This window comes from Pseudomonas sp. GV085, from assembly GCF_003050925.1.
In the GTDB taxonomy this organism is placed as follows: domain Bacteria; phylum Pseudomonadota; class Gammaproteobacteria; order Pseudomonadales; family Pseudomonadaceae; genus Aquipseudomonas.
Map to the genome: position 1 here is coordinate 31,652 of NZ_QAOV01000014.1, position 25,046 is coordinate 56,697.

Consider the following 25,046-nt stretch of genomic DNA (forward strand, 5'->3'; position numbering starts at 1 on the left):
TCGCCCCTTGACGTAAACGTCAACCTGCCATTAGCTTAGCGCCATGACCTTTTGCGAGCGCTTCCATGAGCAGCCAGACCTACAGCATTTCCGACCTCGCCCGCGAGCTCGACATCACCACCCGGGCCATTCGCTTTTATGAAGAGCAAGGCCTGCTCAGCCCTGAGCGCCGTGGCCAGGAACGCATTTACTCACCCCGCGACAAGGTCAGCCTGAAGCTGATCCTGCGGGGCAAGCGCATCGGTTTCTCGCTGGCTGAATGCCGCGAACTGATCGAGCTCTACGACCCGTCCAGCGGTAACACCAAGCAGTTGCACAGCATGCTGGCGAAAATCAGCGAGCGCCGTGAGCAGCTTGAACAGCAGTTGCTGGACATCGAACAGATGAAGCTGGAACTGGACACTGCCGAGGAGCGCTGCGTGCAGGCGCTGGAGCAGACGCTCAAAAGCCAGGAAGTCATTCAATAAAACCCGCCCCCTTGTAGGAGCGAGCTTGCTCGCGATGGTCGTTAACGATAACGCGTGTCTGCTGGATAAACGCGGTGCCTGGGAGTCCATCGTCGGATCGCCGCCCGGAGCAAGCTCGCTCCTACAGGTTTTTTGCACATTCAGACAACCAGCACAGGTCGAACCCCATGTCCCTCCCCACCCACGTACGCATTGTCGAAGTCGGCCCACGCGACGGCCTGCAAAACGAAGCCCGGCCCATCAGTGTTACCGACAAGGTACAACTGGTCGATGCACTGACCGCAGCAGGGCTCAGCTATATAGAAGTCGGCAGTTTCGTGTCGCCCAAGTGGGTGCCGCAGATGGCCGGCTCGGCTGAGGTCTTCGCGCAGATCCAGCGCAAACCGGGCGTGGTCTACGGCGCGCTCGCTCCCAACCTGCGCGGTTTTGAAGATGCCCTCGCCGCCGGGGTCAAGGAAGTGGCCGTGTTCGCGGCGGCTTCAGAGGCGTTTTCCCAACGCAACATCAATTGCTCGATCAGCGAAAGCCTGGAGCGTTTCGCGCCGATCATGGACGCCGCCAGACAACACGGAATTACCGTGCGCGGGTATGTGTCCTGTGTGCTGGGCTGCCCCTATGAAGGTAACGTCGCCCCGGAACAAGTCGCCGTAGTCGCACGTGAACTGTATGCCATGGGCTGCTATGAGGTCTCGCTGGGGGACACCATCGGCACCGGCACCGCTGGCGCAACCCGCAAGATGTTTGAAACGGTAGCAAAGGATGTGCCCCGGGAAAAACTCGCCGGGCACTTCCACGACACCTACGGTCAGGCCGTGGCCAACATCTATGCCAGCCTGCTGGAAGGCATCTCGGTGTTCGACAGCTCCATCGCCGGCCTGGGCGGCTGCCCTTATGCCAAGGGCGCCAGCGGTAACGTCGCGACCGAAGACGTGGTTTACCTGCTCAACGGCCTGGGCATCGACACCGGAATCGACCTCGACGCCTTGATCGTTGCTGGCCAACAGATTTGTACCGTACTGGGTCGCCCTACCGGTTCCCGCGTGGCCAAGGCCCGCAGCGCACAGTGAGTGCGCTGCGCGTGTCCGGGTGTTACCGCACGGACTCAAACGTGGGCGCAAGCGAGTAACACGGAAACAAAATGTAGGGCTTTGCCTGGAGCGCAAAACCTTACAAATCTACAAACCATTGATTTTAAAGACTTTTAAAAAGTTGGCATGGCTCCTGCTATATCTATCGCACAACAAGAATAAAAAAATTGCGGCAAACCTAATAAAAACAAGACGTAACGACTCTGACATAACAAAAACAACACGGCAGAGACGCAGCTAACAGATTTTTTTGGAGAAGATGTGCTTTTCAGGGTGCTTTTCGGAGTTACCCGCAACCGGGCAGAGAAAAATAAAACTACCTTCAGGTAGCTCCCGATTCGGTTGGATCGCTCAGCGAGAAAGTAGATCAGCGCTCAAAAAAATACGTTTGCTCTTGATCCCGGATGGGGATCGCTAAAAACAGCGGTAAAGGGCAACGGTTGCCAAAAACAACAACAGACCGACCCTCAATAATAAAAAAAGAGCACGTGCAACGAAATTAAAGGGGAGCTTCGGCTCCCCTTTGTGCTGTCTGGCGTTTGAGATCTCCGCAGCCCTTTGTAGGAGCGAGCTTGCTCGCGAAGAACACAAGGGCACCGCGTATTTCCAGACTGCACGCGTTATCGTTGACGTTCTTCGCGAGCAAGCTCGCTCCTACAGTCGGCCTTCGTCAGACCTGCTTGCTACGCAACTCCTCGACGCTGATCTCGCGCATCCGGAATTTCTGGATCTTGCCGGTCACGGTCATCGGAAACTCCTCGACGAACTTGAAGTAACGCGGCGTCTTGAAGTGCGCGATGCGCTCCTTGCACCAGGCTTGCAGTTCTTGCTCGGTGGCGCTGTGGCCGGGGTGGAACTTGATCCAGGCGACGATCTCTTCGCCGTAGCGCGAGCAAGGAATGCCTATCACCTGAACGTCCGCAATGGCCGGGTGAGTGAAGAAAAACTCCTCCAGCTCCCGCGGGTAAATGTTCTCACCGCCGCGAATGATCATGTCCTTGTTGCGCCCGGCAATGCACACGTAACCCTCGTCATTCATGCACGCCAGGTCGCCGGTGTGCATCCAGCCGGCCTGGTCGATAGCTTGCGCCGTGCCTTCGGGGTTGTTCCAGTAACCCAGCATCACGCTGTAACCACGGGTGCACAGCTCACCGATGGTGCCCCGTGGCACCAGGTTGCCCGCTTCATCGATGATCTTGCTTTCGAGCTGCGGCTGGGTGCGGCCGACGGTGGTCACGCGCAGCTCCAGGTCGTCTGCAGGGCCGGTCTGCAACGACACCGGACTGGTTTCCGTCATGCCGTAGGCAATCTGTACTTCGCTCATGTGCATTTCGCTGATGACCCGACGCATCACCTCGATAGGACAGGTCGCGCCCGCCATGATCCCGGTGCGCAGGCTCGACAGGTCGAATTCGGCACGTTGGGGCTGATCGAGCATGGCGATGAACATGGTCGGCACACCGTACAACGCCGTGGCTTTTTCGTCGGCCACTGTGCTGAGGGTCAGCAACGGATCGAACGCGTCGTTCGGGTAAATCATCGTGCTGCCATGGGTGATGCAGCCGAGGTTGCCCATGACCATGCCGAAGCAGTGATACAGCGGCACCGGGATCACCAGCCGATCGGCCGCCGTCAGGCCCAGGCTTTCGCCGACCATGTAACCGTTGTTGAGAATGTTGTAGTGACTGAGGGTCGCGCCCTTGGGGAAACCGGTCGTACCGGAGGTGTACTGGATATTCACCGGCTGATCGAAATGCAGGTTGTCCTGGCGCTCATGCAACTGCTCGATCGTCACGCTGCCCGCCAGACCGGCCAATTGCGACCACGGCAGGAAACCGCTCGGCGGCTGCGCATCCAGGCTGATGACGCCACGCAACTCCGGCAACCGCTCGCTGTGCAACTTGCCGATGGATTGCTCGGCCAGCTCCGGCACCAGGCCTTGCAGCATCGCGTGATAGTTCGAGGACTTGAAGGCCCCGGCACACACCAGCCATTGGCAACCGGATTGCTTCAACACGTATTCGAGTTCGGAACTGCGATAGGCGGGGTTGATGTTGACCAGGATCACGCCGATTTTTGCGGTGGCAATCTGGCTGATGCACCATTGCGCGCAATTGGGCGCCCAGATGCCGAGACGGTCACCCGTCTGCAGACCCAACGCCAGCAGTGCTCTGGCGTGCAGGTCCGCGGCCTCGGCCAATTGCCGCCAGGTGTAACGCAGCTGTTGATGGCGTACCACCAGCGCCTCCCCGTCCGGGTACTGCGCAACCGTGTTGTCGAACGCCTGGCCAATGGTCATCGCCAGCAAGGCTTTGTCCTGGGAACCGCGGGTATAACTGCGTTGCGGGCTTGCACTGGGTTGATCCATGACGACCCCTATTGTCTTTATTCTGTAGGAGCGAGCTCGCTCGCGAAGAACGTCAGGGCACCGCGATCATCCAGACAACACGCGTTATCGTTAACGTCCATCGCAAGCAAGCTCGCGCCTACAGAATCACCTAAGTTGACGTTAACGTAAAGGGTGATTGACAGCCATTCGTCACAGGCTTACGTTAACGTAAAGGTGAGAACCCATTGACAGTCTCACCAACCGACAAAAAAGCCAAAAGGTGACCCATGAGCTATCCATCCCTGAACTTTGCCCTCGGTGAAACCATCGACATGCTGCGCGATCAGGTCCAGTCCTTCGTCGCCAAGGAGATCGCCCCGCGCGCCGCTCAGATCGACATCGACAACCTGTTCCCCGCTGACCTGTGGCGCAAATTCGGCGACATGGGCCTGTTGGGCATCACCGTGCCGGAAGAGTACGGCGGTGCTGGCCTGGGTTACCTGGCCCACGTTGTCGCAATGGAAGAAATCAGCCGTGGCTCGGCCTCGGTGGCGTTGTCCTACGGCGCCCACTCCAACCTCTGCGTCAACCAGATCAACCGCAATGGCAATCACGAACAGAAAACCAAATACCTGCCCAAGCTGATCAGCGGCGAGCACATCGGCGCATTGGCCATGAGCGAACCGAACGCCGGCTCCGACGTGGTCTCGATGAAGCTGCGCGCCGACAAGCGCGGCGATCATTACGTGCTCAACGGCAGCAAGACCTGGATCACCAACGGTCCGGACGCCAACACCTATGTGATCTACGCCAAGACCGACCTGGAAAAGGGCCCCCACGGCATCACCGCCTTCATCGTCGAGCGCGACTGGAAAGGCTTCAGCCGCAGCAACAAGTTCGACAAGCTCGGCATGCGCGGTTCGAACACCTGCGAGCTGTTTTTCGATGACGTCGAAGTGCCGGAAGAAAACATCCTCGGTGTGCTCAACGGCGGCGTGAAAGTGCTGATGAGTGGCCTCGACTATGAGCGAGTGGTGCTCTCGGGCGGCCCGACCGGGATCATGCAGGCGTGCATGGATCTGATCGTACCGTACATCCACGACCGCAAGCAGTTCGGCCAAAGCATCGGCGAATTCCAGCTGATCCAGGGCAAGGTCGCTGACATGTACACCCAACTCAACGCCAGCCGCGCCTACCTGTACGCCGTGGCCCAGGCCTGCGAGCGCGGCGAAACCACGCGCAAGGACGCCGCCGGCGTGATCCTCTACAGCGCCGAACGCGCCACGCAAATGGCCCTCGACGCGATCCAGATTCTCGGTGGCAACGGCTACATCAATGAATTCCCGGCCGGCCGTCTGTTGCGTGACGCCAAACTGTACGAAATCGGCGCGGGCACCAGTGAGATCCGTCGCATGCTGATCGGTCGCGAACTGTTCAACGAAACCCGCTAAACGGAGCTGCACATGGCTACCCTGCATACCCAGCTCAACCCCCGTTCAGCGGAGTTCGCCGCCAACAGTGCGGCGATGCTCAAGCAGGTCGACGCGTTGCACACCCTGCTCGCCCAAGTGGCGCAAGGTGGCGGCCCGAAGGCTCAGGAACGCCACACCTCGCGGGGCAAACTGCTGCCTCGCGAGCGCATCAACCGCTTGCTGGATCCGGGCTCACCGTTTCTGGAAATCAGTCAACTGGCGGCCTACGCGGTGTATGGCGAAGACGTCCCCGCCGCTGGCGTGATTGCCGGGATCGGCCGTGTGGAGGGCGTCGAATGCATGATCGTCGCCAACGATGCCACCGTGAAAGGCGGCTCGTACTACCCGCTGACGGTGAAAAAACACCTGCGCGCGCAGACCATCGCCCAGCAGAACCGCCTGCCGTGTATCTACCTCGTGGATTCGGGTGGTGCCAACCTGCCGCGTCAGGATGAGGTCTTTCCGGACCGCGAGCACTTCGGGCGGATCTTCTTCAATCAGGCCAACATGAGCGCCATGGGCATACCGCAGATTGCCGTGGTCATGGGTTCCTGCACCGCTGGTGGCGCCTATGTACCGGCGATGGCCGACGAAGCGATCATGGTCCGCGAACAAGCAACGATCTTCCTCGCCGGCCCGCCGCTGGTGAAAGCCGCGACCGGTGAAGTGGTCAGCGCCGAAGACCTTGGCGGGGCCGATGTGCACTGCAAGATTTCCGGTGTGGCCGACCATTACGCCGAGAGCGATGAACACGCCCTGGCACTGGCACGCCGCAGCATCGCCAACCTCAACTGGCGCAAGCAAGGTGAGGTTCAGCAACGCACACCAATCGCCCCGCTCTACAGCAGCGACGAGTTGTACGGCGTGGTTCCGGCCGACGCCAAGCAACCGTTCGACGTGCGCGAAGTGATTGCGCGGCTGGTGGATGGTTCGGTGTTCGACGAGTTCAAGGCGCTGTTCGGGACAACGCTGGTATGCGGTTTTGCTTACCTGCACGGTTACCCGATCGCGATCCTCGCCAACAACGGCATCCTGTTCGCTGAAGCGGCGCAGAAAGGCGCGCACTTCATCGAACTGGCGTGCCAGCGCGGCATCCCGCTGCTGTTCCTGCAAAACATCACCGGCTTCATGGTCGGCCAGAAATACGAAGCTGGCGGCATCGCCAAGCACGGCGCGAAACTGGTGACCGCCGTGGCCTGCGCCAAGGTGCCGAAGTTCACCGTGATCATCGGCGGCAGTTTCGGTGCCGGTAACTACGGCATGTGCGGTCGCGCCTACGATCCGCGCTTTTTGTGGATGTGGCCGAATGCGCGTATTGGCGTGATGGGCGCCGAGCAGGCGGCCGGCGTACTGGTGCAGGTCAAGCGTGAGCAGGCCGAACGCAGTGGCCATGGTTTCAGCGCCGAGCAGGAAGCCGAAATCAAGCAGCCGATCCTCGACCAGTACGAAGAACAGGGTCACCCCTACTATTCCAGCGCGCGCCTGTGGGACGACGGTGTTATCGACCCGGCCCAGACCCGCGACGTACTGGCCCTGGCCTTGTCCGCGTCGTTGAACGCGCCAATCGAACCGAGCCGCTTCGGCGTGTTCCGGATGTGATTTTCTGTGGGCGCGGGCTTGTGTGGCGAGGGAGCTTGCTCCCGTTCGATTGCAGAGCAATCGTAAAATCGTTTCGCGAACCAGCCCGCCCCCGCAAGGACCGTGGAGACGGACGAATATGAGCGACTTCAACACCCTCGAACTGCTGAGCGACCCCCGTGGTTTTGCCACGCTGTGGCTCAGCCGCGAAGAAAAGAACAACGCCTTCAACGCCGAAATGATCCGCGAACTGATCCTCGCCCTCGACAAAGTCGCGAGCGATGCCAGCCTGCGATTTCTGATCGTGCGCGGCCGCGGCAAGCATTTCAGCGCCGGCGCTGACCTTGCCTGGATGCAGCAATCGGCCGAACTCGATTACGCCACCAACCTCGATGACGCCCGGGAACTGGCAGAGTTGATGTACAACCTGGCCAAACTGAAAGTCCCGACCCTGGCGGTGGTGCAAGGCGCAGCCTTTGGTGGCGCACTGGGCCTGATCAGTTGCTGTGACATGGCCATCGGTGCCGATGATGCGCAGTTCTGCCTCTCGGAAGTACGCATCGGCCTGGCGCCGGCAGTGATCAGCCCGTTCGTGGTGCAAGCCATTGGCGAGCGCGCTACCCGTCGCTATGCCTTGACCGCTGAGCGTTTCGGCGGGCAACGGGCTCGGGAAATCGGTTTGTTGTCGGAGAGTTATGCAAGTGCCGAGCTGGAACAGAAAGTCGAACAGTGGATCGACAACCTGCTGCTCAACAGCCCGGCGGCCATGCGCGCCAGCAAGGATCTGCTGCGCGAAGTCGGCGACGGCTCACTGACCCCGGCATTGCGTCGCTACACCGAAAACGCCATCGCCCGCATTCGCGTCAGCCCAGAAGGCCAGGAAGGCTTGCGTGCCTTCCTGCAAAAACGTCCGCCGAGCTGGCAAGCCGAATCCACCAAGGAGCCCCGCTGATGAGCGCACCTGTCCTCACCACCCTGCTGGTGGCCAACCGTGGCGAAATCGCTTGCCGGGTGATGCGCACCGCCAAGGCGCTGGGCCTGACCACCGTGGCCGTACACAGCGCCACCGACCGTGACGCCCGGCACAGCCGCGAAGCCGACATTCGTGTCGACCTGGGTGGCAGCAAAGCCGCCGACAGCTACCTGCAGATCGACAAACTGATTGCCGCCGCCAAGGCCAGCGGCGCCCAGGCGATTCACCCCGGCTATGGCTTTTTGTCGGAGAACGCCGGCTTCGCCCGTGCCATCGAAAACGCCGGCCTGATTTTCCTCGGCCCGCCTGCCTCGGCCATCGACGCCATGGGCAGCAAGTCCGCGGCCAAAGCCTTGATGGAAACCGCTGGCGTGCCGCTGGTGCCCGGTTATCACGGTGAAGCCCAGGACCTGGAAACCTTCCGCACCGCCTGCGAACGCATCGGCTACCCGGTGCTGCTCAAGGCCACCGCGGGTGGTGGCGGCAAAGGCATGAAAGTGGTCGAGGACGTCAGCCAACTGGCCGAAGCCCTGGCCTCGGCCCAGCGCGAGGCGCAATCGTCGTTCGGCGACTCGCGGATGCTGGTGGAGAAATACCTGCTCAAGCCACGTCACGTGGAAATCCAGGTGTTCGCCGACCAGCACGGCAACTGCCTGTACCTCAACGAACGCGACTGCTCGATTCAGCGCCGTCACCAGAAAGTCGTCGAAGAAGCGCCAGCACCCGGCCTGAGCCCGGAGCTGCGACGCGCCATGGGCGAAGCCGCTGTGCGTTCAGCGCAGGCCATCGGTTATATCGGTGCCGGCACCGTTGAGTTTTTGCTGGATGCGCGGGGCGAGTTCTTCTTCATGGAGATGAACACCCGCCTGCAAGTGGAACACCCGGTCACCGAAGCCATCACCGGCCTCGACCTGGTGGCCTGGCAGATTCGCGTGGCACGCGGCGAAGCGTTGCCGATGACGCAAGACCAGGTGCCGCTGGTGGGGCACGCGATCGAGGTGCGGCTGTATGCCGAAGATCCGGGCAATGACTTCCTGCCGGCGACCGGTCGCCTGGAGCTGTATCGCGAATCCGCCCAGGGGCCGGGGCGTCGAGTGGACAGTGGTGTTGAAGAAGGCGATGAAATTTCGCCTTTCTACGACCCGATGCTCGGCAAGCTGATTGCCTGGGGCGAAGATCGTGAACAGGCGCGATTGCGCCTGTTGAGCATGCTCGACGAATTCGCCATCGGCGGATTGAAGACCAACATCAATTTCCTGCGGCGCATCATCGGTCACCCGGCATTTGCCGCTGCCGAACTCGATACCGGCTTCATTCCGCGCTATCAGGAACAGTTGCTGCCGACGCCTGCGGAACTCAGCGATGATTTCTGGCAGGCCGCCGCCCAGGCGTTTGCCCAGAGCCAACCGCCTGCAACCCGCGCCGATGATCCGAGTTCGCCATGGGCGGCGCGTAATGGCCTGCGTGCCGGTTTGCCGAGAGCAATCACCCTGCACCTGAGTTGTGAAGGCCAGGACCGGGCGCTCACGCTGGGCGACATCAATGCCCACAGCGCTCGGCTCAAGGGCGAGCAGCTGCTGACCGAGCAGGCTGGCGTGCGCCGTCAACACCGCGCAATACGCCGTGGCGAACAGGTGTATTTGCAATGGGATGGCGAGTTGCGCCGCATCGAGGCTTACGACCCGATCAGCGCTGTCGAGGCCAGCCACAGCCATCATGGCGGGCTGACCGCACCGATGAACGGCAGCATCGTCCGCGTGCTGGTTGAGGCCGGGCAATCGGTCGAAGCCGGGGCGCAATTGGTGGTACTGGAAGCGATGAAGATGGAGCACAGCATTCGCGCGCCCCATGCCGGGGTGATCAAGGCGCTGTATTGCCAGGAAGGCGAGATGGTCAGCGAAGGCAGTGCACTGGTCGAACTGGAAGAAGCGTGAAATGAAGATCGGTCCTGCGCATCGCGAGGACCGATCTGATCAGAACCTGGCAGTTGCCTGAACCACTACGCCGATGATTCGACAATCTTCGGCGTACAAGGCTTTCGGATACGTCGGATTGAGCGGCACCAGATAACGCTGCCCGCCCTCTTCGATGAGCTTGCGGAACGTGGCTTCGGCGCTGTCCGGCCACTGGGCAATGACCAGTTTGCCGGGCACCGCTTCCACCGCCGGGTCCACCAGGATCAGCATGCCTTCCGCAATACTGATGCCAGTGGGTGCGGTCATCGCATCACCTGACACTCTCAACCAGAATGCCGGTCCCTGCGCGTGATAATCGGACAATTCAAAGTGCCCTTTCCCATACACCGCGACCTCGCCATCGCGCACTTCGGCAGGTTCTCGCCAGTCACTGACCGGGTAGCGGAAGTAGGGATTGTACTTCTGTGTCAGAGGGATTTCGTCGTCCGTTGACGCCTGCGGTTCCCGGATTACCAGCGCCACTTCGAGAAACTCAAGGCCCAGCGCCCGCAGGACACGGTTCATGTCTTCGATGCCGGGTTCACGACGTTTGTTGAGCCAGTGGCCAATGCCGCCCTGGGACATCCCGAGGCGCTCGGCGAGTATCTCTTGAGTGATTTTGAGTTCACTCATCTTGGCCTTGACCAATTCAATCCATTTATCCATGTGCGGCACGATACGTGGACGACTCCGGCCTTCAAAACACAAATTGTAGTATTTAAATTATCGTCACAAATACATTACGTATTAGGATCGATTCACGGATCTGAATCTAACACGGAGCTTGCCATCGTCATGAACCCACCCACCAATGACCTGTCGGACATGCAAATCGACACCACCCTCACCTCTCCTCAGGGCTCAGCGGCGGCACAACGCGCGCTGGACTATTACTTGAAACCAGCTATTTCGGAGGAAGTGACCGAACCGCGTTTTTTTGATGTGAACCGCAACATCAGCGGCGAAGAGGCGCTGGTCCATGCTTTGGACCTGTTGCGCTGTGCTGCCGCCACCGCGTCCGAATCAGCCAATCACCTGCAAGGCGCAAACCGCGACCTGGCATTTTCGACGGTGCACATGATCGACATGGCCAAGGCGATGGTCGATCGATCGCTGGAGAAGTATGAAAACGGTTGAGGTGAGAACGCAAATCGAGAAGACAGGAAAGAATTTTCCTGTCGAGCAGGTAAAAATGATTGACCTGCAAACGATAATGATTATTATTACATCGACTGATCGCGAGATCAGTCGATGGACCAGATGACCTTAGGTCGGTCTCCTGGACTATCTCCTCATCAGGCTAATCACGGTTTTTGACCCGGCTTTTTGCCGGGTCTTTTTTTGCCGGTTTTTCTGGCTTTGGCTTCAGGCTAATGAAGTCTTTGGGTGCCGAAAATTCGATGGCGCGGACGATATCAAAAGAATTCCAGTTGGCAAGAGAAGCCCGGCTTCATTGGTCAAAACCAGCGACAAATAGCACGTGAGAACCAATCGCACAGTCTCTAAGCTGCGGCGGCGTCAAGGAGGACGCCCCCAACTCCTGGCCCTCTCTCCTGCTCTTCAATACACCGCTATATGTGAATCCGTTCGTGGCTCTGTCCCACCGCATAACACACCGGTTTCAGGATCGCGCAAGATAATTTGCCCACGCCCATAACTGGTGAGATCGCATGCCACCTGAACCTCGTGCCCGCGACGCGTCAGTGCCGCCGCCATATCTCGCGAAGCGTCCTGCTCAATGCCCACCTTCATGCCCCCCAACCATTGCCAACGCGGTGCGTCCAGCGCGGCTTGAGGGTTGAGTCCGAAATCCACCAGATTCATGACCATCTGCACATGCCCTTGCGGTTGCATGTAGCCGCCCATGACACCAAAGGGGCCCATCGCTTCACCGTCTTTTGTAAGGAACCCTGGAATGATGGTGTGGAAGGTCTTTTTGCCAGGCGCCAGGCAATTGGCGTGCACGGGATCAAGGCTGAACTCTTCACCGCGGTTTTGCAGGGCGATACCGCTGTCAGGCAACACCACGCCGGAACCAAAGCCGTGGTAGTTGCTCTGGATGAACGAAACCATGTTGCCCTCCGCATCGGCGGTGGCCAGATAGACGGTGCCACTGGCGTGGGGATCACCCGGCAGGGGCGTCACGGCCTGTTCACCAATCTGCGCCCGGCGATGAGCGCAATAGTGATCGCTGAGAAGATCGTCCACCGCCACCCGCATGTGCACCGGATCGGTGATGTAGTGCAAACCATCGCTGTAGGCGAGTTTCATGGCCTCGAGTTGACGATGCCAGGTCTGCTGGCTGTCGCGATGATCGAAGTCAAAGCCCTCGAGAATCTTCAACGCCATCAACGCCACGAGTCCCTGACCACTCGGAGGAATCTCCCAGACGTCGACACCACGATAGTTGACCTTGATCGGCTCAACCCACTGGGCGCTGTAGTCCTGCAAATCACTGGCGCGCAGATAGCCGCCCGTGGCCCGCGAATGCGCATCCAGCCTCTGCGCCAGCGCGCCACGATAAATACTTTCACACTCGGTGGCGGCCAATTCGCTCAAGGTCCGTGCCTGGGCCGGGTTACGGAACAGCTCGCCGGCGCGGGGGGCACGGCCTTCGATCAGGAAGGTCTCGAACCAGCTCTCGAGCACGTCGCTACGGTCCGGAGTGAAATCCTCCAGCGCGGCTTGCCACTGCAAGGCCACCACTGGCGAAACGGGAAATCCGTCCCGCGCCAGACTGATCGCCGGTTGCAGCAAGTCCGCAAAGGGCAGACGACCGAAACGCCGGGACAATTGCGCCCAGGCCGACGGGCAGCCAGGAACAGTGACAGGCGTCCAGCCATGCAGCGGCATTCTTTCATGACCGGCCGCTTTCACTGCCTCAATGCCCAGGGCTTGCGGGGCGGCGCCGTTGGCAGCCAGGCCATGCAGTTTGTCTTGGGTCCAGACCAAGGCAAAAGCGTCACCACCGATACCACAACCGGTGGGCTCGACCACCGTCAATGCGGCTGCCGTGGCGATGGCCGCATCGATGGCATTGCCGCCGCGACGCATCACTTCTATCCCGGCTTCGGCGGCCAGTGGCTGAGAGGCGGCGACCATGCCGCGCTTGGAAAAAACGCTTTGACGTTGTGAGGTGTAGGGATACTCGTGGGCAGAAAATTTGAACATGGCAGGACTCACACAAAAGTAATGTTCATAAAAACCTGTAGGAGCCGGCTCGCTCCTACAACACGCGACTGAGAAAGGCGCGGGTACGGGCGTGCTTCGGCTGGCTGAAGATCTGTTCGGGTGGACCCTGCTCGATCAGCTCGCCTTGATCGAGGACCACCACCCGATCGGCCACTTCGCGGGCAAAGCCCATTTCGTGGGTGACCACGACCATGGTCATTCCCTCCTCGGCCAACTCCTTCATGACTTGCAGCACTTCACCCACCGTCTCCGGGTCAAGGGCGCTGGTGGGCTCGTCGAACAACATCGCCTGGGGTTTCATGGCCAACGCCCGGGCGATGGCCACCCGCTGCTGCTGCCCGCCGGAAAGCATCGAAGGGTAGTGATCCGCCTTCTCGGCCAGCCCGACCCGCTTGAGTAACCCCCGCGCCTGCTCCACCGCTGCCGCGCGAGGCACGCCGAGCACATGGATGGGCGCCTCGATGATGTTTTCCAGGGCGGTCATGTGCGGGAACAGATTGAAGCGCTGAAACACCATGCCGATGTCCCGGCGCTGACTTGCAATGTTGCGCTCCGAGTCCCGGACCAGGCTGCCATCGGCGCGGGTGCGGTAACCCATGGGCTGGCCGCTGACACGGATTTGCCCGGACTGAATGTCCTCAAGCAGATTGATGCAGCGAATAAAGGTGGTTTTGCCTGAACCGGATGCGCCGATCAACACCACCACTTCACCCCGTTTCACTTGCAGCGAAATGCCCTTGAGAATTTCCAGGTCACCAAACGACTTGTGAATATCCAGCGCTTCGATGACCAGCTCTTCACTCATGTGCGCCATCTCAACGCCCTCTCAACAGTTTCATGGTGTTGCGACCGAACATTCGGCTGGCGGCCTGAGCCGGGCGATCGGATTGGCCGAAACGCGCCTCGAGCCAGCGCTGGAAAAAGCCCCAGAGCGTGGTCAAGGCCAGGAAGTAAATGGCAACCACCAGATACAACTCGAACACCCGGAAGGTCGCCGAGGTCACCATTTGCGTGCTGAGCAACAACTCCTGCACCCCGATCACGCTGACCAGCGTGGTGTTTTTCAGCATCACGTTGAACTCGTTGCCCAGCGGCGGCACGATCACCCGAAACGCCTGGGGCAACACGATACGGCGCATCAACTTGGGAAACGTCATGCCCAGGGACCGCCCGGCTTCGTACTGGCCCTTGTCCACCGCACCGATGCCGGCCCGAATGATCTCGGCCATGTACGCGCCTTCGTTGAGGCCCAGGGCGATGATCGCGGCCTGAATGTTGCCCGGCACGATGAACCAGCCGAGGTCCAGATCTTCGAAGCGGAAAATTCCACCGGCCGCCAACGCCGTGTACAAAAACACGATCTGCACCAGCAGCGGCGTGCCGCGCATCAGCCAGACATAAAAGCGCACCGGGTATCGCAACAGCGGGTTACTCGACAGTTTCATCAACGCCGCGATCAACCCCAGCACACAGCCGAGCAACATCGCCGACACACTGATCAGGCACGTCAGCCACAACCCCGTCAGGTAGACATCACTGGGCTGTAACAGGTATTGCCAGAACACATCCCAATTGAAGTTCATCAGGTTCGTCCTCAGTCCAGTTTGTCGCTGCCGACATGCCATTTACTGAGGAGTGCTTCGTAACTTCCGTCGGCGCGCATGCCTTGCAAGACTTCGGTCAGCGCGACGGTCAATTGCGGATCACTTTTGCGCACACCGAAACCGGTCAGGATGCGGTTGAAAGCAGGCACCGCCGATTGAAACAAGTCAGGGGCCAGTTGCTGGTAGTGGCCGGCAGACTCGACCGTGGTGCCGAAAGCGTCCACCTGGTTGATGCGCAAGGCCTGAAATGCATCGGCGTCGACGTTGTAGACCACCAGTTTCATCGGTGCCTTGCCGGCCGCTTCGAGTTTTTCGTTCTCTTTGCCCAGCAGCACGCGGATGGTTGAACCATTACTGACTGCGACCTTGAGCCCCGACAAATCTTCCAGCGTGTTCACCGATTTCGGATTGCCTTTGGGCACCACGATGGACTGGCTGGAATACATGAAGTTGACGATGTCGATCACCTCACGGCGTTCGGGTTTGTCGAACAGTTGATCGACGATCATGTCGCACTGTTGCGCCAGCAGCGCCGGGATCAGCCCGGCGAATGGAGAGATCCGCCATTCGACTTTTTTGTCACCCAGGCGCTGGGCAATCGCCTCGCCCATATCCACCTGAAGTCCGACCGGTTTTTGCTTGAGGTCAAACGACACCAGCGGTGGCGAATCCATGCCGGAGCAATAGACGATCTTCTCGCTCTTGCTTAATCGCTCGGGAAGTTCAGGCGCCGCCAGCGCCCATTGCGAGTAGAGGCTTAAGGAAAGGACAGCAGCTAACGCGCAAGGCTTGTACATGGCAATACTCCAGGTGGCTGCAACGAATGTCCGGGAGGAGCCGCCGCAGGCTGCGATCTTTTGATGTTGCTTCTGAAAAGATCAAAAGATCGCAGCCTGCGGCAGCTCCTACGGGAAATGTGTTTGTTCTTCTATTGATGAGCCTCAAGAAACTGAATCAGGCGCGGAATCGTTCCTTCGATGTGCTCGCACACCACCGCCGCCGCTTCATCCGGATCGCCGGAACGCAACGCGGTCACGATCGAGGCATGTTCGTCCCGGGCACTGCGGGGCTTGTCGGCGTGTTGCAGCCACAGGCGCATGTGCGGCTCGATCACCGAATACAGCGCCGAAATTTGCCGCATCAGGCGCGGGCGTTCACTCAGGCTGCACAGGTATTCATGGAAGGCGCGATGACGGCTGACCCACTCGGCACCGTCCTCGCGGTAGTCGTCCATCTCGTCGAGCAGACGCTCCAGATGGCTGAAATGGCGCTCGGTCATTTTGCTGACAGCCACCCGGATGGCGAGCCCCTCAAGGGCACTGCGCATCTCGAACACTTCACGCATTTCGTCGATGTTCAGGCCCCGTACGATGGCGCCGCGATTGGGCCGCAACGTCACCAGGCCGTCGGCATCCAGACGGCGGAACGCTTCGCGCACCGGCATGCGGCTCATGCCGATTTCACCGGCGATGTCCTCGGCGATCAGCCGTTCACCGGTGCGGTAACGTCCTTTGCAAATGGCCTCCAGAAGAAAGTTGTAAGCCTCCTCCTCAGCAGTAACAGGTTGGCGCTCGGTATAGGCAGGGGCGAATTTCATCAGTGCACCTTTTGTATTTTTGTATCCAATTATCCATAAATCCAAAACAGCACATTGCGTGCCAGATTCAGCGCATCTATTGCAGGTATTTGATTGCATTGATGTATCAGCCATTACGACGACTGGTTACACCCGAAAGTATTGATCCGGAACGAGTTGAAATGCCCCATCCTGTCACCTGAAGGCCTCAAAACGGTGCTGGTGGTAACACGGATGATCGCTACGCTTGGTTGGAGGACTTCGTGGCAAACCTTGAGTCGCAAAGTGAACAGGCGTCTTGGTGGTAAGACGGTTTTTCTGCGCTCCTAAGGCCCTGCACTTGCGTGTAAAGTGGCCGCCATAAAAATCTTGATCAGGAACCCGACCGTGGCTAAATCCTCCCTCGACATCAGTGCCAATTTCGACAGCGGCAACATCCAGGTAATCGATGTCAGCGACCCGCTCAAGCCCCTGCTGGCGATCCGCCCCGATACCAAAAGCAACCATTTCCAATGGTTCCACTTCAAGGCCAGCGGCCTGCATGTTGGCCAGGAACACTGGTTTCGCCTGAACAATGCCAGCCAATCCTCCTATAACAAAGCCTGGACCGGTTATCAGGCGGTGGCGTCCTACGATCACGTCAACTGGTTCCGCGTACCGACCATTTTCGAAGGCGACTGCCTGCGTTTCAGCCTCGAAGCCGAGCAGACCCACGCCTGGTTCGCTTACTTCGAACCCTACAGCCGCGGCCGCCACGACTGGCTGATCGAGCAGGCGCTGACCAAGGCCGGCACCGAACTGTTGGCCACCGGCAAAAGTGTCGAAGGTCGCGACATCCAGTTGTTGCGCAAAGGCACCGGGGCCGAGGGCCGACGCAAGGTATGGATGATTGCCCAGCAACATCCGGGCGAACACATGGCCGAGTGGTTCATGGAAGGCGTGATCGAACGCCTGGAAAAACACGACGACCCTGTGCTGAATAAACTATTGGCCAGCGCCGACCTGTATCTGGTACCGAACATGAACCCGGATGGTGCTTTCCACGGCAACCTGCGTACCAACGCCATGGGCCAGGACCTCAACCGCGCCTGGCAGAGCGCCAGTCAGGAAATCAGCCCGGAAGTCCTGTTCGTTCAGCAACAAATGGAAAAGTACGGCGTCGACATGTTCCTCGACGCCCATGGTGACGAAGAAATCCCTCACGTATTCACCGCCGGTTGCGAAGGCAACCCCGGTTACACGCCGCGGATCGAAAAGCTCGAGGAGCACTTCCGCAGCCATCTGAAGCACACCACCAAAGACTTCCAGACCAAGTACGGCTACACCCGCGACGAACCGGGCCGGGCCAACATGACGCTGGCCTGCAACAGCGTCGGGCAGAAGTACGACTGCCTGTCGTTGACCCTGGAAATGCCGTTCAAGGATCACGACGATCATCCGAACCCGTTGACGGGCTGGTCGGGCAAGCGGTCGAAGCAGTTGGGGAAGGATGTGTTGACCACCGTGGCCGAGATGGTCGATAGCCTGCGTTGATTGCCCTTTAAGATCAAAAGATCGCAGCCTGCGGCAGCGCCTACAGGGAAATGTATTCCAATGTAGGCGCTGCCGCAGGCTGCGATCTTTTTTCGCCCGGCTATTATCCGCGATCCTTGCCCCGCAACATGCTGTCCAGCACCTCATCGCGACGCACCCAACCGTGAAACAACGCTGCCGCCAAATGCAGCAACACCGTCAGAAACAACAGATACGCCAGATACCCGTGCGCCTTGCGCAAAAACGCAAACACCTGCGCGTTCGCCGGCACAATCGACGGTAGTAGCAATGAACTGCTGAGCATGACCGGCTCGCCCGACGCCGAAATCATCGCCCAGCCCAGCAGCGGCAGAACCAGCATCAATGCATACAACAAGACATGCGAGGCCTTGGCCGCGAGTACTTGCACACCCGGCATGTCCGCAGGCAGCGGCGGCTGCGTGGTGGAAAAGCGCACCACCAGCCGCACGATCACCAACAGCAAAATCGCGATGCCCAAGGGTTTGTGCAGATGAATCAGCCATTCATGACGCTCGGACACCGAGGCGACCATGCCGGCACCGATAAACAGCATCGCGATGATCATCAGCGCCATCAGCCAGTGCAGCAGGCGCGCCAGCGGGGCGAAGTGGTTCGGTTGGTTGCTCATTGCTGGGCCTCCTGTTTGGCGGCGGGCAACTGGCTGACTTCGCTGGTGCGACGCAGGTAGGAATTGGCGTAACCGGCTGAACGGGTGGCGAGCAACGGGTCGTCGGAACCTTCGATCCCGGCAGGCAACACCAGCGGATCGTAGTTGATGTCACGGCATTCACCGTTGAGTTGCGGTTGAGTCTTTTCAAGCACCAGGGTGCCAGCGTTCAACACCTTGCGCCCTTCGGGCCAGGCCTTGCTGGCGTCGTTGACCGGATCGCCGGGGTTGGCCAGGGTGATGTTCAACTGCCAGCGCAACGGGCCGGCGGCAATTCGCTGAACCAGGTCTTTCTCCAGGAAATCATTGCCCTCCGGTGCTGTGCCCCCCGGTGCGTCCTGGGCCAGTGGCACCATGTTCCAGCGCACGGCCTGGCGTTGGCCGGCCGCGTTGACCAGGTAGAACGCATTGACGCTGTTGTAGTTTTCGGTCACGTAACTGGCCGACGGCTTGGCAGTCTTGATCCAGGCCAGGAACGGTGCGGCTTGCGGGTGCGAAGCAAAAAACGCCGATACCGCCTTGGGGTCCGGTTTGCCGGTGGCCGGGTCTGGCGTCTGGGCTTTTTGCAGTTGATAGAACGCCTCTGGCGTGTCCACCGGGAACACCGGCATGCTGTTCATCCCGGTGCGCCACTGCTGGCCGTTAGCCTGAGTGAAGCGCAAGGCCATGCTGCGGATCGGCACGGCACTGTCCGGCGCGTTTGGGTTACCGGACCCCAAGGCGAAACGCCCCACCACCGGTGTCCGTGCTTCGTTGAACACTTGAGCGGTGGAATAGCTGCGCGCCTCAAGGCTGCTCTCGAAATGCCCGATCACGCACACGCCTTTGGAATGGTTGCGACGCAAACCCGGATGCACGCCGTTGTTGGCTTCCAGCACGTTGATCAGTTTTTTCGGGGTCAGGCGCTGTGGGTCCAGGGTGCCGTTGACGTAGGCAAATGCCGCAGCCACTGCGGCAACGACCACGGCAATGCCCGCCAGACGCAATGTCAGGCTCGCCGCACTCAAGGGTGGCCGGGGTGGCGGTGATGATCGATCTACCATGAAAGACTCCAGGGCCATCGGCCACAAGTGAGAAGAATCAAGCAGACGAACCGCACGCAGGTTTATTCCCACATGCGGTGTTTATTTTTTCTGACGTGGAATAACCTCCAGGTTCGGACGTCTTCCTAGTCCCAAGCGTAGCGACTAGTCAGAACTTCATGAACGATATCGACGAACAACTGAGGGAAATCATTCCCCGATTGCGACGGTTTGCCCTGTCGTTGACGCGCAACGCCAGCAGCGCTGACGACCTGGTGCAGGCAAGCCTGGAGCGGGCATTGTCGAGTTGGAACGGCAAACGCGTCGAGGGCGACTTGCGCGCCTGGCTGTTCTCGATTGTCTATCGGCAGTTTCTCGATGCGCACCGCCGCTCCCGGCGCTATGCGCGCATGCTCGAATTCTTCACCGGGCGTGACGATGCCCAGCCCTCGGTGGAGCGCACCGTTATCGCTCAATCGACCCTCAGCGCTTTCGACCGACTGCCTACCGAGCAACGCGCGCTGCTGCTCTGGGTGTCGGTGGAGGGCCTGAGCTACAAAGAGGTCGCCGGGATTCTCGACGTACCCACCGGCACCGTGATGTCCCGCCTGTCCCGGGCTCGCCAGGCCCTGCGCCAACTCAGCGATGGCGAAATCAACCGCCCTTCCCTGCGGAGACTCAAATGATCAGCATGCCCCCCAGCGAGCACGACCTGCACGCCTACGTCGACCACCAACTGAGCGACGCCGACCGACGCCGGGTAGAGACTTTTCTGGCGAGCAATCCGCAAATCTCCGCGCAAGTGCGCGCCTGGCAACTGGACGCCCAGCAACTGCGCGCGGCCCTCGGTGGCGCCTTGCAGCAACCGGTCAACCCGAACCTCGATCCAGCCGTGATTCGCCAACACCTGAAACGCCAGTCCCGTCGGCATCTGGCCAGCGCGGCGGTGCTGTTGATCGCGGTCAGTGTCGGCGGATTCAGCGGTTGGCAAGCACGGGAAATGACCCTGGTCAGCGCCCCGGCACCGATGGCCGACGCACTGCAGGCCTATCGCCTGATTGCCCAGCAAGGCCTCCTGCCGGCCGATTACAAGGTCGGCGCGGACGGCGATATGCAAGGCTGGCTCGACCGTTATTTCACTCAGGCCAATCGCCTGCCCGACCTTTCGGATGCCGGCTTCAAACCGGTCAGCGGGCGCCTGCTGAGCACCGAGCAAGGCCCGGCGGCGATGGTGGTCTACGAGAACCAGGGCGGGCAGAAAGTCAGTTTCTACGTACGCCCGCCAGGGCCGAAAAACTTCCTGCTGCCCAGGGGCAGCCGCAGTGATGGTGAGTTGCAGGCCGAGTACTGGTCCGGTGGCGGCTACAACTATGCGATGGTCAGCCCGGCGGACACGGCGGCGGCGCGGATGCTCAAACAGACCACCCAGTTCTGACAGATCAAAAGATCGCAGGCTGCGATCTTTTCATCCTTGCCCGAACACCTGCGAAGGCCGGCGCAGCAGCGGGTCGAACGGATTGATCCGCGGCCCGATCAGCGCCGCTTCGCGCTTGAGCATGTCCACCACCGTCGGTAGTCGATCCGGGCCCAATCGGTCACTCACGGTCGCCACACTCAACGCCGCCACCGCACGACCTTCACGATCGAGAATCGGCACGGCCACCCCGGCCATGCCCTGCAGCACGCCGGTATTGCGCCCGGCGTAACCCAGGGCGCGCACGTTGTCGACTTCCGAGCGCAGGAACACCTCGTCATACAGGTGGAAGTCTTTCAGGCGCGGCAAGTTGTAATGGATGACGGTGTCGCGCTCCTCCTCCGGCAGAAACGCCAGAATCGCCAGGCTGCCCTGACCCACGCCAAGCGCCACACGCCCGCCGATATCCCCGGTAAAGGTGCGGATCGGGAACGGCCCTTCGCTGCGGTCCAGACAGATCGCATCAAAGCCGCAGCGCGCCAGCAAAAACAGCGAATCACCCAGCGACGCCGAGAGTCTCAGTAGCGCCGGCCGTGCCAGTTCGCGCAAGTTTCCGGTGTTGCCCGCACGAGCCGCCAGCGCGAAAAAATCCAGGCTCAGGCGATAGCGTTTACTGCGCGCATCCTGCTCGACCATGCCCTCGTCCATCAGGCTGCGCAGTAACCGATGGGTCGTCGGTTGCGATAAACCGATGCGCTGCGCCAGTTGCGTCACCCGCTCGCCGCCCTCGACGGTATCCCCCAGTGTTCGCAGTACCGCAAACAGTCTTGAGACGGCGCCGACACCGACTTCATTTTTGTTTTCATTCCGCTCAATGGAATCTTGCATCTTGTTTTCCGATTATTAATTTACTGATCGAATAAAACTTAAAATAGTCATCGCCTCAGTGAAATAGGCCATTGAGCCCATCCTAGTCTTCGTCCTACTCTGCGTCCAGACAGGGGCGATTCGAACAACAGCGGCAGCCGACTCAAGTCGAGCGCCACGCACCCCGGCAACATCTTTTCGTATCTGCCCATACAAAAAAGCGCGCCTTTGGGTGACGCATAACAATCTCAGGTGGAGCGCAGTCATGGCTTTTGTGCAACTTGAAAAACTCTGCAAACGCTACGGCGAAATCGACGCTGTCGTCGCCACCGACCTCTCGGTCGAGAAAGGTGAATTCGTGTCCTTGCTCGGCCCCTCGGGGTGCGGCAAGACCACTACTCTGCAAATGATTGCCGGCTTCGTCGAAGTCACCAGCGGGCGCATCGTGCTCGATGGCCGCGACATCACCCACGCCAAACCCGCCAGCCGCGGCTTGGGGGTGGTGTTCCAGAGCTACGCGCTGTTCCCGCACATGACCGTCAAGGACAACGTCGCCTTCGGCCTGCGCATGCGCAAAGTGCCGAACGCCGATATCCAGCAGCGAGTCGACCGGGTACTCAAACTGGTGCGCCTGAATCAGCACGCCGAGCGTTACCCGCGGGAGCTTTCCGGTGGCCAGCGCCAGCGCGTCGCCCTGGCCCGCGCCCTGGTGATTCAGCCGCCGGTGCTTTTGCTGGATGAACCACTGTCCAACCTCGACGCCAATCTGCGCGAAGAGATGCAATTCGAGATCCGCCGCATCCAGCGCGAAGTTGCAATCACTACGCTGATGGTCACCCACGACCAGTCGGAAGCGCTGTCCATCAGCGACCGTGTCGTGGTGATGCAGGCCGGGCGCATCACCCAGATCGACGCGCCCTACACCCTCTACGAACACCCGCGCACCGAGTTCATTTCCGGATTCGTCGGCAAGGCCAATCTGCTGCCCGGCGAGCGCAATGGTGCCGGTGCGGTTCAGGTGTGCAGTGTTGGCAAAGGCGATCTGACCCTGAGCCTGCGGCCGGAAAAAATCGATCTGCGCGATGCCGGCCACGGTCGCTTGCAAGGCAAGATCGTCAGTCGGTTTTTCCTCGGCAGCCAATGGCTGTACGGCGTCGGGACGAGCCTGGGTGAACTCTGCGTGGTGCGCCGCAACGATGGCTCGGCGCCGTTGAACGAAGGTACTGCAGTCGGTCTGGACTGGGACGCGACGCTGCTGCGAGTGCTGAGTGTCGACGAGGTGCCAGCATGAGTACGCTCACCGCCACCCGCCAGGGACGCCAGGGGTATTGGCTGTCTGCACCGGCCCTGGCCTTGTACCTCGGCTTGCTGATCATCCCGCTGGGATTGACCCTGGTGCTGTCGTTCAACGTCTTCGACTACAGCTCGGGGATCAACGGCGACGCCTACACCGTCGAGCACTACAGCAACCTGCTGGGCGATCCGTATTTCTACGAGATCTTTCTGCGCACCTTGTGGATCAGCGCCCTGACCACTTTGCTCTGCGTGCTGATCGGCGTGCCCGAGGCCTATATCCTCAGCCGCATGGGCACACCCTGGCGCTCGATTTTCCTGATTCTGATCCTCACTCCGCTGCTGATTTCGGTGGTGGTGCGCGCCTTCGGCTGGAGCCTGTTGCTCGGCGCCGACGGCCTGGTCAACCAGACCCTGCAAGCCCTCGGCGGCTCGCCGATGAAGCTGCTCTATACGCCGTTCGCGGTGGTGATTGCGCTGGTCCACGTGATGCTGCCGTTCATGATCATTCCGGTCTGGACCTCGCTGCAGAAACTCGATCCCGCCGCCGAACAAGCCGCGCAGTCGCTGGGTGCCAGTCACTTCACGGTGATTCGCCAGGTCGTGCTGCCACAGGTCATGCCCGGTGTGTTGTCCGGCACATTGATCGTGTTTGGCCTGGCCGCCAGCTCTTTCGCGATCCCCGGCCTGCTCGGCGGTCGTCGGCTGAAGATGGTTGCCACGCTGATCTACGACCAGTACCTGTCGGAGCTCAATTGGCCCATGGGCGCGACTATTGCCGTGGCTCTGCTGCTCATCAACCTGCTGATCATGCTGTCGTGGAATCGCATGATCGAAGGCCGCTACAAGAAGTCATTGGGATAATTCGTCATGTCCAGGAACGGTCCTTTCGCCCTGCTGTTTCATACCCTGGTGGTGCTGTTCATGATGGCGCCGCTGGTGGTGGTTTGCCTCGTGGCCTTCACCCCGGAAAATACCCTGAGCCTGCCGACCACGGAGTTCTCTCTACGCTGGTTTCGCGCGGTGTTCGAGCGTGCCGATTTTGTCGATGCGTTCTACAACAGCCTGATCCTGGCGTTCAGTGCCGCCACCCTGGCGACGCTGATCGCGGTGCCCGCCGCGCTGGCGATCACCCGATTCGAGTTTCCCGGTCGAGACTTTCTCAACGGCCTGTTTCTGTCGCCGATCATCATTCCGCACCTGGTGCTCGGTGTGGCGTTGCTGCGCCTGTTTGCGTTGCTGGGTGTCAATGGCAGCTTCGTCTGGCTGATCTTCGCCCATGTACTGGTGATTACACCGTATGTGCTGCGTCTGGTGCTGGCCTCGGCCATTGGCCTGGATCGCAGCGCCGAACACGCCGCGCAATCCTTGGGCGCCGGGCGCTTCACACTGTTCCGCCAGATCACCCTGCCGATGATTCTGCCGGGGGTGGCCGGTGGCTGGTTGCTGGCGTTCATCAACAGTTTCGACGAAGTCACGCTGTCGATTTTCGTCACCTCGCCGGCCACACAAACCCTGCCGGTGCGCATGTACGTGTACGCCACTGAGTCCATCGATCCGATGATGGCGGCGGTGTCGGCACTGGTGATTGCGCTGACCGCGCTGACGATGATTCTGCTTGATCGGGTCTACGGCCTGGATCGGGTGCTGGTGGGTAAACAATGAGGGCGCCATGGCTCTGCTGAGAAGACTGGCCGAAGCTGACCGCCCGGCCCTGGACTTTACCCTCGACGGCCATCCCGCCAGCGGTTTGCTCGGCGATACCGTGCTGACCGCCGTGCTGACTTGCAGCGAACACCTGCGCGGCAGCGACTTCAGCGCCGAACCCCGCGCCGGCTTCTGCCTGATGGGGGCCTGTCAGGATTGCTGGGTGCGCCTGGGCGATGGTCGCCGGGTGCGCGCCTGCTCGACGCTGCTCGAAGCCGGGCAACAGGTCTGCCGCGAACCGGGGCGATCGTTATGAATAAACATTCCATCTGCAGAAACCGGATCCCT

At 60.3% G+C, this 25,046-nt stretch carries 24 protein-coding genes; 14 read left to right on the forward strand and 10 right to left on the reverse strand.

Translation table 11 applies throughout. The features are described 5' to 3' along the window. Positions 1-65 precede the first annotated feature (65 nt). Positions 66-467, forward strand: a complete 402-nt coding sequence (locus C8K63_RS24835; RefSeq protein WP_103395451.1) for a MerR family DNA-binding transcriptional regulator — start codon at positions 66-68, stop codon at positions 465-467. A 167-nt stretch (positions 468-634) separates the two neighbouring features. Next, entirely contained in the window at positions 635-1,534 is a 900-nt protein-coding gene (locus tag C8K63_RS24840; RefSeq protein WP_108219082.1) for a hydroxymethylglutaryl-CoA lyase, read from the forward strand. A gap of 691 nt (positions 1,535-2,225) precedes the next feature. Here C8K63_RS24840 and C8K63_RS24850 read toward each other — a convergent pair. Further along, positions 2,226-3,923: an AMP-binding protein gene (locus tag C8K63_RS24850; RefSeq protein WP_108219084.1), complete on the reverse strand. Its 1,698-nt coding sequence runs from the start codon at positions 3,921-3,923 to the stop codon at positions 2,226-2,228. Between the two features lie 248 nt (positions 3,924-4,171). Between C8K63_RS24850 and C8K63_RS24855 the strand changes: the two genes are divergently transcribed. From C8K63_RS24855 to C8K63_RS24870, 4 genes are all read left to right on the forward strand, one after another. Then, positions 4,172-5,335 carry an isovaleryl-CoA dehydrogenase gene (locus C8K63_RS24855; protein ID WP_108219085.1) on the forward strand — a complete coding sequence of 388 codons (1,164 nt, stop codon included), beginning with the start codon at positions 4,172-4,174 and terminating at the stop codon, positions 5,333-5,335. Positions 5,336-5,347: 12 nt separating this feature from the next. Then, entirely contained in the window at positions 5,348-6,955 is a 1,608-nt protein-coding gene (locus C8K63_RS24860) for a carboxyl transferase domain-containing protein (protein WP_108219086.1), read from the forward strand. A gap of 118 nt (positions 6,956-7,073) precedes the next feature. Beyond that, positions 7,074-7,886 carry a gamma-carboxygeranoyl-CoA hydratase gene (locus C8K63_RS24865; protein WP_108219087.1) on the forward strand — a complete coding sequence of 271 codons (813 nt, stop codon included), beginning with the start codon at positions 7,074-7,076 and terminating at the stop codon, positions 7,884-7,886. Further along, positions 7,886-9,841: an acetyl/propionyl/methylcrotonyl-CoA carboxylase subunit alpha gene (locus C8K63_RS24870; protein WP_108219088.1), complete on the forward strand. Its 1,956-nt coding sequence runs from the start codon at positions 7,886-7,888 to the stop codon at positions 9,839-9,841. Before C8K63_RS24865 ends, C8K63_RS24870 begins: the two co-directional genes overlap by 1 nt. A 39-nt stretch (positions 9,842-9,880) precedes the next feature. On the opposite strand, the gene C8K63_RS24875 is transcribed toward C8K63_RS24870, so the two are convergent. Further along, positions 9,881-10,528: a LexA family transcriptional regulator gene (locus C8K63_RS24875; protein WP_108219089.1), complete on the reverse strand. Its 648-nt coding sequence runs from the start codon at positions 10,526-10,528 to the stop codon at positions 9,881-9,883. 129 nt (positions 10,529-10,657) lie between these two features. Here C8K63_RS24875 and C8K63_RS24880 point away from each other — a divergent pair, with 129 nt between their 5' ends. After that, positions 10,658-10,999 carry a DUF6124 family protein gene (locus C8K63_RS24880; protein ID WP_108219090.1) on the forward strand — a complete coding sequence of 114 codons (342 nt, stop codon included), beginning with the start codon at positions 10,658-10,660 and terminating at the stop codon, positions 10,997-10,999. A 423-nt stretch (positions 11,000-11,422) separates the two neighbouring features. On the opposite strand, the gene C8K63_RS24885 is transcribed toward C8K63_RS24880, so the two are convergent. The 5 genes from C8K63_RS24885 to C8K63_RS24905 form a co-directional block, all read right to left on the reverse strand. Beyond that, positions 11,423-13,033 (reverse strand): gamma-glutamyltransferase family protein, encoded by a 1,611-nt coding sequence (locus tag C8K63_RS24885; protein ID WP_108219091.1) that lies wholly within the window; start codon positions 13,031-13,033, stop codon positions 11,423-11,425. A gap of 55 nt (positions 13,034-13,088) precedes the next feature. Beyond that, complete coding sequence (locus C8K63_RS24890) at positions 13,089-13,868, reverse strand: amino acid ABC transporter ATP-binding protein (protein ID WP_108219092.1); 780 nt, start codon at positions 13,866-13,868, stop codon at positions 13,089-13,091. A 1-nt stretch (position 13,869) separates the two neighbouring features. Then, positions 13,870-14,637: an amino acid ABC transporter permease gene (locus tag C8K63_RS24895; protein ID WP_108219093.1), complete on the reverse strand. Its 768-nt coding sequence runs from the start codon at positions 14,635-14,637 to the stop codon at positions 13,870-13,872. Positions 14,638-14,648: 11 nt separating this feature from the next. Then, entirely contained in the window at positions 14,649-15,455 is an 807-nt protein-coding gene (locus tag C8K63_RS24900) for an ABC transporter substrate-binding protein (protein ID WP_108219094.1), read from the reverse strand. Positions 15,456-15,586: 131 nt separating this feature from the next. Further along, positions 15,587-16,255, reverse strand: a complete 669-nt coding sequence (locus C8K63_RS24905; RefSeq protein ID WP_108219095.1) for a GntR family transcriptional regulator — start codon at positions 16,253-16,255, stop codon at positions 15,587-15,589. Positions 16,256-16,621: 366 nt separating this feature from the next. Between C8K63_RS24905 and C8K63_RS24910 the strand changes: the two genes are divergently transcribed. Beyond that, complete coding sequence (locus tag C8K63_RS24910; RefSeq protein ID WP_177413305.1) at positions 16,622-17,767, forward strand: carboxypeptidase family protein; 1,146 nt, start codon at positions 16,622-16,624, stop codon at positions 17,765-17,767. A gap of 103 nt (positions 17,768-17,870) precedes the next feature. On the opposite strand, the gene C8K63_RS24915 is transcribed toward C8K63_RS24910, so the two are convergent. Together C8K63_RS24915 and C8K63_RS24920 are read right to left on the reverse strand one after the other, a co-directional pair. Beyond that, positions 17,871-18,416, reverse strand: a complete 546-nt coding sequence (locus C8K63_RS24915) for a cytochrome b (protein ID WP_108219096.1) — start codon at positions 18,414-18,416, stop codon at positions 17,871-17,873. After that, the gene (locus C8K63_RS24920; protein ID WP_108219097.1) at positions 18,413-19,498 is read right to left on the reverse strand and encodes a catalase family peroxidase; all 1,086 of its coding nucleotides are present in this window, start codon (positions 19,496-19,498) and stop codon (positions 18,413-18,415) included. The genes C8K63_RS24915 and C8K63_RS24920 overlap by 4 nt, the downstream gene beginning before the upstream one ends. 158 nt (positions 19,499-19,656) lie before the next feature. On the opposite strand from C8K63_RS24920, the gene C8K63_RS24925 reads away from it, so the two are divergent. Continuing rightward, positions 19,657-20,163, forward strand: coding sequence for an RNA polymerase sigma factor (locus C8K63_RS24925; protein ID WP_108219098.1), 507 nt, complete (start codon positions 19,657-19,659; stop codon positions 20,161-20,163). Next, positions 20,160-20,912: an anti-sigma factor gene (locus tag C8K63_RS24930; protein WP_108219099.1), complete on the forward strand. Its 753-nt coding sequence runs from the start codon at positions 20,160-20,162 to the stop codon at positions 20,910-20,912. The genes C8K63_RS24925 and C8K63_RS24930 overlap by 4 nt, the downstream gene beginning before the upstream one ends. Positions 20,913-20,942: 30 nt before the next feature. On the opposite strand, the gene C8K63_RS24935 is transcribed toward C8K63_RS24930, so the two are convergent. Then, positions 20,943-21,779, reverse strand: coding sequence for an IclR family transcriptional regulator (locus C8K63_RS24935; RefSeq protein ID WP_108219100.1), 837 nt, complete (start codon positions 21,777-21,779; stop codon positions 20,943-20,945). A 244-nt stretch (positions 21,780-22,023) separates the two neighbouring features. Here C8K63_RS24935 and C8K63_RS24940 point away from each other — a divergent pair, with 244 nt between their 5' ends. From C8K63_RS24940 to C8K63_RS24955, 4 genes are read left to right on the forward strand one after another with little or no spacing between them, the layout of a single operon-like run. Next, positions 22,024-23,049, forward strand: a complete 1,026-nt coding sequence (locus C8K63_RS24940; RefSeq protein ID WP_108219101.1) for an ABC transporter ATP-binding protein — start codon at positions 22,024-22,026, stop codon at positions 23,047-23,049. Further along, positions 23,046-23,915 (forward strand): ABC transporter permease, encoded by an 870-nt coding sequence (locus C8K63_RS24945; protein WP_108219102.1) that lies wholly within the window; start codon positions 23,046-23,048, stop codon positions 23,913-23,915. Before C8K63_RS24940 ends, C8K63_RS24945 begins: the two co-directional genes overlap by 4 nt. 6 nt (positions 23,916-23,921) lie before the next feature. After that, a complete protein-coding gene (locus C8K63_RS24950; RefSeq protein ID WP_108219103.1) occupies positions 23,922-24,716 on the forward strand; it encodes an ABC transporter permease in 795 nt (264 codons plus the stop codon). 7 nt (positions 24,717-24,723) lie between these two features. Then, the gene (locus tag C8K63_RS24955; protein WP_108219104.1) at positions 24,724-25,014 is read left to right on the forward strand and encodes a (2Fe-2S)-binding protein; all 291 of its coding nucleotides are present in this window, start codon (positions 24,724-24,726) and stop codon (positions 25,012-25,014) included. Positions 25,015-25,046 lie beyond the last annotated feature (32 nt).